The sequence below is a fragment of the Saccharopolyspora sp. NPDC000995 genome, assembly GCF_053599315.1.
The window spans coordinates 1-5,565 of record NZ_JBSFLZ010000218.1; the positions used below are offsets into that span (position 1 = coordinate 1).

Here is a 5,565-nt window from a genome sequence, read left to right on the forward strand (position 1 = left end):
TCATGGAGATAGGTGTATGCGGTGGAGGAGCTGATCGTGTGATCGACGGCCAGCTGTTTCACGCGGGTGCCGTCGAGAAACCAGCGCAGCACCAGAATCGCCTGCTTGTATGTGCTCAGCGATCTCCGGTGCTTGCGGGTGCCGCACCGCAGGCGTTGGGTGTGCAGCAGGCTCGACAGGTACAGCACGGTCTGGTCGCGTACCGGCAACGTCGCAGTGTATGTCACACTCATCAGGCGCGGAACTCCTATGAAGTTGATCTGTGGTAGGACCAAATTCATACCCGGGGTTCCGCGCTTTTACTTTGCATCACAACAACTTCGGCGTGTCACCGCCACACGCACCAGCCGCAGCCACGACGACTACCCAGAGCCACAGATGCTTACCCGGAAAGGCTCATTGGCTTGCCGGAGGGCCAGGACGGGTTGAGTGCGGAATGGGTCCACCTGCGCGCGGAGGCGGCGCGGTTCCGGACGAAACCGTGGTCCGGCTTGGCATTGCTGCGGAATTCCGGCCACACCGCGAACGTGGCCCAAGCGCGCAGCGTGATCACGACTGCTGATGACCAACTCGTCCAGATCGACAACATGGTGGATGCGCCCGCGCCGGATGTGCCGCCGACCACCGTCATGGCTGCCGACTCCGCCGAGCCCGGCGTGTTGCTCAAGGCGGCGATCGATGAGAGCGCCTGGGCCGCTGCGGGTGTCCAGCGAGCTCAGCAGCAAGCCGGGAAGATGACGACGGCGCAGCAAGACCTGACGGCGGCCAGGCAGGGGCAGGACGAAGTGCGCGCCGAACTCGACACGGTTCGGCAGGATTGACGCTCGGCTGGGCTTTGCGTTTGGCGGGGATGGCGAGGATGTCCTGACAGCCGGCCATCCTGGCCGGCTCCTGGGATTGCAGCCACCGGAAGAACGAGCTGACCGCAGCCAGGCGCTGGTTGCGGGTCGAGATGCTGTTGTGCCGTTCGGCTTCCAGCCAGTCGAGGAACGCGGTGATCGCGTCGGCGTCGATGCGATCGAGGGTGAGCTTGTCGGGCGGGATGGATCTGCTGTCGCGGGACCAGGCGATCAGCAGCTTGAAGGTGTCGCGGTAGGAGGCGATCGTGTTGGGTGAGCAGCCGCGCAGCCCGGCCAGGTGCGAGGTGAGGAAGCGGTGCAGCAACACCGCGAAATCAGTTGCCATCGCAGGGGCCTTCCGTGACGGGTGGGACGACGTCGCCGTAGGCGCGCTGGATGCGGGTGGTGATATGCGGGTAGGACTCGACGGTCAGCCTCAGGTAGTAGTCGGTGTCGGCGATGGAGGCATGGCCCATGTAGGCCTGCAGGACCGGCAGCAACGCGGCGACGTCTTCGCCGCAGGCGAACCACGACCGAAGATTGTTGACTGCCATGGTGTGTCGTAGATCGTGGACGCGGGGGCCGTGGCCCCGGCCGCCGTGGGGGATGCGGGCCTGCCACAGGAACCGGCGGAAGTTCTTGTCGATGTTGCCGATCGTCAGTGGGCGCCCGGCGGTGCCAGGGAACAACCAGTCCCCGCCGGTACGCCCGGCGACGCCGGAGTGGTAGTCGGCCAGCCTGTCGCGCAGCCCGGCGCTGACCGGGACCTGCCGGTCTTTGCCGCCCTTGCTCTCGCGGATTGTCAGGACCCCGGCGTCGAGGTCGATGTCGTCGAAGCGCAGCAACCGGGCTTCGACGTGCCGGATGTCAGTGTATGGCGCGCGATGGCGGGTCTGGACGACAGGACCGTGATCGAGCGTGTGGCTTTCGAAGAAGGCCGTCCTGGCCGCACTGAGCGGGTAGTGCTGCATGTGCGGCCCAGCCGCCGTGATCCTGGCCGACCACGGCCCGGAACGGAACGCGATAGCCACCTGCGTGGTGGTCGGCACGGCCGGTGTCGGCAAGACGTCGCTGGCCATCCACTGGGCGCACCGCGTCGCCGAGCGCTTCCCGGACGGTCAGCTCTACGTTAACCTGCACGGCTACGATCCCGGTCATCGCCGACGCCGCTGGCTCTCTGCCCCACACCCTGCGACAGGTCGACACCGACGATGACACCCTGGCTGAACTGGGCGTTCTAGCCAGGTTCAATGACGACCTGGCCGGCGAGGCCACCCGCCTGGGCAACCGCATCCGCGGCCTGCTCACCGCATCCACCCGCCCTGGAACGCGTCCTCGGCCCACTTATCACACATCCGGCGGCGCTGGAGATCCTGTGCCGCTGCGGCGGCCCGACCGGCATCCGCATGGCCGGACGCCGCAAAGTCACCACGATCGCGGTCGCGCACGCACCCCGCCTGGGCGAGAAACTGGTCAGCGACATTTGGGCAGCGTTGGACGAGCAGACCGTCACCGTTCCCGGCACCGCCGCTGCCGACACCGTCCTGCCCCGCCTGGCCGACAGCCTGAGAACGGTTGTCCAGCAACGAGAAAAGGTTGCGAGCGAGGTGGATGAGATGCTTGATGCGCACCCTTTTGCCGGGGCCCTGACCTCGATGCCCGGTCCCGGGGCGGCAACCCCGGGACCGGCCCCCTCACCAACTCGAAGGGCACCCACGTGAACGCCGATCTCACCGCCCCAGCCCCCGCGTGCTGACGCCGACGGTGGACGCCGAGACGTGCACGTGCACGCCCGCCGTCCGCTATGCCTGCGGCCACTGCTACCACGAACGGCAGTTGTCGCCGTGCCGCTCCAGTAGTCGGGTCAAGGGGGTACCGAGTTCCAAGGAGCAAACATGCGGTACGTCACACTCGCTCAGCTGGGTGCGAATAGCGTGAACAGTTTCTCGACGACCTCCGCGGGAGCGGCATCCTTGGTCCCCGAGTTGTAGGGCGGCTGCGGGGCGTACTCGATGAGGAGTTGCACCGCCTGCGCCACATCGTCGCCCGCGATCAGACCGGCCAGGGTCAGGGCCATGTCGATCCCCGCCGAGACGCCCGCCGCGGTCGCGTAGTGGCCGTCGATGACAACCCGCTCGTCGGTCGGCGTCACACCGAACTCGGCGAGTTGCTCCAGCGCGCCCCAGTGGCTCGTCGCCCGACGGCCGGCGAGGATTCCGGCGGCGGCGAGGATCAGGGATCCCGTGCAGACGGACGTCATCCAGGTGGAGGACCGGTCGACCGACCGCAGCCATGTGTGCAGGGCTCCGTCGGCCATCTGGTCCGCCTGGCCCGGACCGCCGCCGACGATCACCACGTCCGGGTTCGGCACCTCGGCGAGCTGTGCGACGACGTTGATCGACAGGCTGCCCAGGTCGTTGCGGACCAGGCCCGAGTTCTCGGCGACGAAGACGACCTCGGTGTCCGGCAGGCGGCCCAGCACCTCGTAGGGCCCGATGACATCCAGCGCGGTGAAGTCGGGATAGAGGACGATCGCGATCTGCATGAAGGGGTTCCTTCGGTTGTTCCGGAGATTGCGGTCACAATTCCGATCAGTTGCTGCACCACCGAGCGTAGAAGCAACCCCTCGTGACGCCTATGTCATGCAGACCAACAAATCTGCCATGCGACGGGGCGGGACCTCCCGCGGGACGGCGCCTCTGGGCAGGAGGTCGGGGCTGAGCTACCGGGGGTCGGGGCTGAGCGTCGACGGCTTGCCGAAACCGCGGCGGTACTCCGTGGGCGAGACATCGAGTTCCCGCATGAACGCACGACGCATCGCTTCCGGCGACCCGTATCCGCAGCGGCGCGCGATACCGGTCACGCCGTCGCGAGTGTCCGTCAGCGCGCGCTGCGCGGCCTCCAGACGGACAAGATCCACGAACCGACCCGGGGTGACCCCCACCTCCTCGACGAACGCACGGGCGAACTGACGGGGAGACAGACCGGCGCGCTGCGCCAGCGCGGGAACAGAAAGGTCGGAGGCCAGGTTGGCAGCGGCCCAGTACTGAACCTCACGCAGCGGATCGGAGCGGGCCGTCTGCGCCGAGAGCTGGGCGCTGAACTGCGCCTGGTTCCCCGGCCGGCGGACGAAGACCACCAGCAGCCGAGCGATCTCGTCAGCCACCGCACGCCCGTAGTCCTCCTCGACCAGGGCGATGGCGAGGTCGATGCCGGTCGTCACGCCCGCCGACGTGGAGATCGTGCCGTCCCGGACGAAGATCGGGTTCGGATCGACCATCACCTGGGGGAACCTGCCCGCGAAGTAGTCACAGGCTTCCCAGTGCGTCGTGGCCCGGCGGCCGTCGAGCAGCCCGGCCTGCGCCAGCAGATAGGCCCCGGTGCACACTGATACGACACGTCGCACATCAGGGCCTCGCTCGCGCAGCCAGGTCACAAGCCAGCTGCCGACGTCCCCCACGCCCGGCCCACCGGGCACGAGCAGGATGTCCGGGTTCTCCGCATCGGCCAGATCCAGATCGGGAACCAGCCGCAGGCCCCCGGCGGACCGTACGGTCGCGCCACCGAGCGAGGCGGTGCGGACGACGTAGGGGGGCGTGCCCTCACTTCCGGTGTAGCGGGCCGCCACCGAGAACACGTCCACAGGACCGGCGATATCGAGGGGCTGCACACCGTCGAACAGGACGACGAGAACGGACTGGGTTCGCACCCCGGCCATACTCGCCGCGCGCACCTCGTCCATCACACCGCCGGGTCAGTGGGCCTTCGCGGTGGGGCAGCCTTCCGCCCGCACACCGCCACCCACGATGCCACAGCCCACACGACACGGGAGCCGCGAGGACGCCGTGCGCTACGTGAGGATTCTCCCCCACCCCTCCGGGAACCGCGAGGCACTGCACGGCATCCCGCGCGGGACAAGATCTTCAGCGAGAAGATCAGCACCGGGTACGGGTCCGCCCACAGTTCGAGAAGGCGCTCCGCACGGCGCGGGAGATCAAGGCGCACGCCCCGCACTGCCTGGTCATCTTCACGGTGTACGAGATCAAGCGCCGTCCTGTCCGCCGGCGGGGCGGTGGAAATCGAGCGGACCGTGACCAAGGACGGCAAGGTCAGCATCGCCGGCGCCACGCACCTGGCCGGGTTCGCCTGGGCCGGGCGCAAGATCACCTTGCGACTGGACGGGCACCTCATGCACGCCATCGCCGACAACGCCCTGATCGGCTCCTGGCCCTGCCCGATCACTACCGATCGCCTCGCCAGCATCCCCGGCGCGCGAACACCGTCCACACCGCTGCCACCCCCGCCGCTGCCCGCGGGATCGCTGCGCGCACAACGAAAAGTCCACGCCAGTGGCCGCATCATGGTCGCCGGCCAACGCATCAAGCTCGGCCCCCGCCACCGCGGCAAGCTGGTCACCGTCGTCGTGCAGGACACCCACCTGCGTGTCCTGCACGACGACGAGGAGATCGTTGTCCGACCCCGCCGTAACCTCAAACCGATCACCCGACTCCACGTCACCGGAGCCGGGGTCAGCCCACAATCAAGTCAAGCATCTCCTGACGACAAAACGTCAACTAAGTCCTGAGACCACACATTCGCTGAGCACTGTCATAACGTGGCGTTTGTTGTAGCTGAGGTTTCGCGGTTATGCGGCGGTTGCGGTGCTGGTCGTGGGCCTGTCGGGATATTGATCTGTTGTGTTCTGGCCTGCGGTGATGGCCGTAAT

General features: G+C 67.5%; 5 protein-coding genes and 4 pseudogenes. 4 read left to right on the top strand and 5 right to left on the bottom strand.

Annotated elements, in window-relative coordinates:
• Positions 1-233: pseudogene (locus ACWDKQ_RS34815) on the bottom strand (IS5/IS1182 family transposase); the annotation flags it as partial.
• Positions 234-404: 171 nt separating this feature from the next.
• Between ACWDKQ_RS34815 and ACWDKQ_RS34820 the strand changes: the two are divergent.
• A complete protein-coding gene (locus ACWDKQ_RS34820; protein WP_450143023.1) occupies positions 405-821 on the top strand; it encodes a hypothetical protein in 417 nt (138 codons plus the stop codon).
• An 82-nt stretch (positions 822-903) separates the two neighbouring features.
• On the opposite strand, the pseudogene ACWDKQ_RS34825 reads toward ACWDKQ_RS34820, so the two are convergent.
• Positions 904-1,185, bottom strand: a pseudogene (locus tag ACWDKQ_RS34825) (site-specific integrase); the annotation flags it as partial.
• Positions 1,175-1,918, bottom strand: a complete 744-nt coding sequence (locus ACWDKQ_RS34830; protein ID WP_450143019.1) for a tyrosine-type recombinase/integrase — start codon at positions 1,916-1,918, stop codon at positions 1,175-1,177. The pseudogene ACWDKQ_RS34825 and the gene ACWDKQ_RS34830, both read right to left, overlap by 11 nt.
• On the opposite strand from ACWDKQ_RS34830, the pseudogene ACWDKQ_RS34835 reads away from it, so the two are divergent.
• Both ACWDKQ_RS34835 and ACWDKQ_RS34840 read left to right on the top strand, forming a co-directional pair.
• A pseudogene (locus tag ACWDKQ_RS34835) lies at positions 1,863-1,994 on the top strand (ATP-binding protein); the annotation flags it as partial. The gene ACWDKQ_RS34830 and the pseudogene ACWDKQ_RS34835 sit on opposite strands and share 56 nt — an antisense overlap.
• A pseudogene (locus ACWDKQ_RS34840) lies at positions 1,993-2,518 on the top strand (IS110 family transposase); the annotation flags it as partial. The pseudogenes ACWDKQ_RS34835 and ACWDKQ_RS34840, both read left to right, overlap by 2 nt.
• A gap of 236 nt (positions 2,519-2,754) precedes the next feature.
• Here the strand turns inward: ACWDKQ_RS34840 and ACWDKQ_RS34845 are convergent.
• Together ACWDKQ_RS34845 and ACWDKQ_RS34850 are read right to left on the bottom strand one after the other, a co-directional pair.
• On the bottom strand, positions 2,755-3,384 hold the full coding sequence (locus ACWDKQ_RS34845; RefSeq protein WP_450143020.1) for a DJ-1/PfpI family protein: 630 nt from the start codon (positions 3,382-3,384) through the stop codon (positions 2,755-2,757).
• A gap of 177 nt (positions 3,385-3,561) precedes the next feature.
• On the bottom strand, positions 3,562-4,581 hold the full coding sequence (locus tag ACWDKQ_RS34850) for a GlxA family transcriptional regulator (protein ID WP_450143021.1): 1,020 nt from the start codon (positions 4,579-4,581) through the stop codon (positions 3,562-3,564).
• Between the two features lie 348 nt (positions 4,582-4,929).
• On the opposite strand from ACWDKQ_RS34850, the gene ACWDKQ_RS34855 reads away from it, so the two are divergent.
• Entirely contained in the window at positions 4,930-5,424 is a 495-nt protein-coding gene (locus ACWDKQ_RS34855; protein ID WP_450143022.1) for a hypothetical protein, read from the top strand.
• Positions 5,425-5,565 lie beyond the last annotated feature (141 nt).

What these genes read in the sequence shown, in the direction of transcription:
- ACWDKQ_RS34830 (WP_450143019.1), bottom strand. Translation starts at nt 1,918, where the DNA reads ATGGCCAGCGACGTCTTGCCGACACCGGCCGTGCCGACCACCACGCAG.
- ACWDKQ_RS34845 (WP_450143020.1), bottom strand. Translation starts at nt 3,384, where the DNA reads ATGCAGATCGCGATCGTCCTCTATCCCGACTTCACCGCGCTGGATGTC.
- ACWDKQ_RS34850 (WP_450143021.1), bottom strand. Translation starts at nt 4,581, where the DNA reads ATGGACGAGGTGCGCGCGGCGAGTATGGCCGGGGTGCGAACCCAGTCC.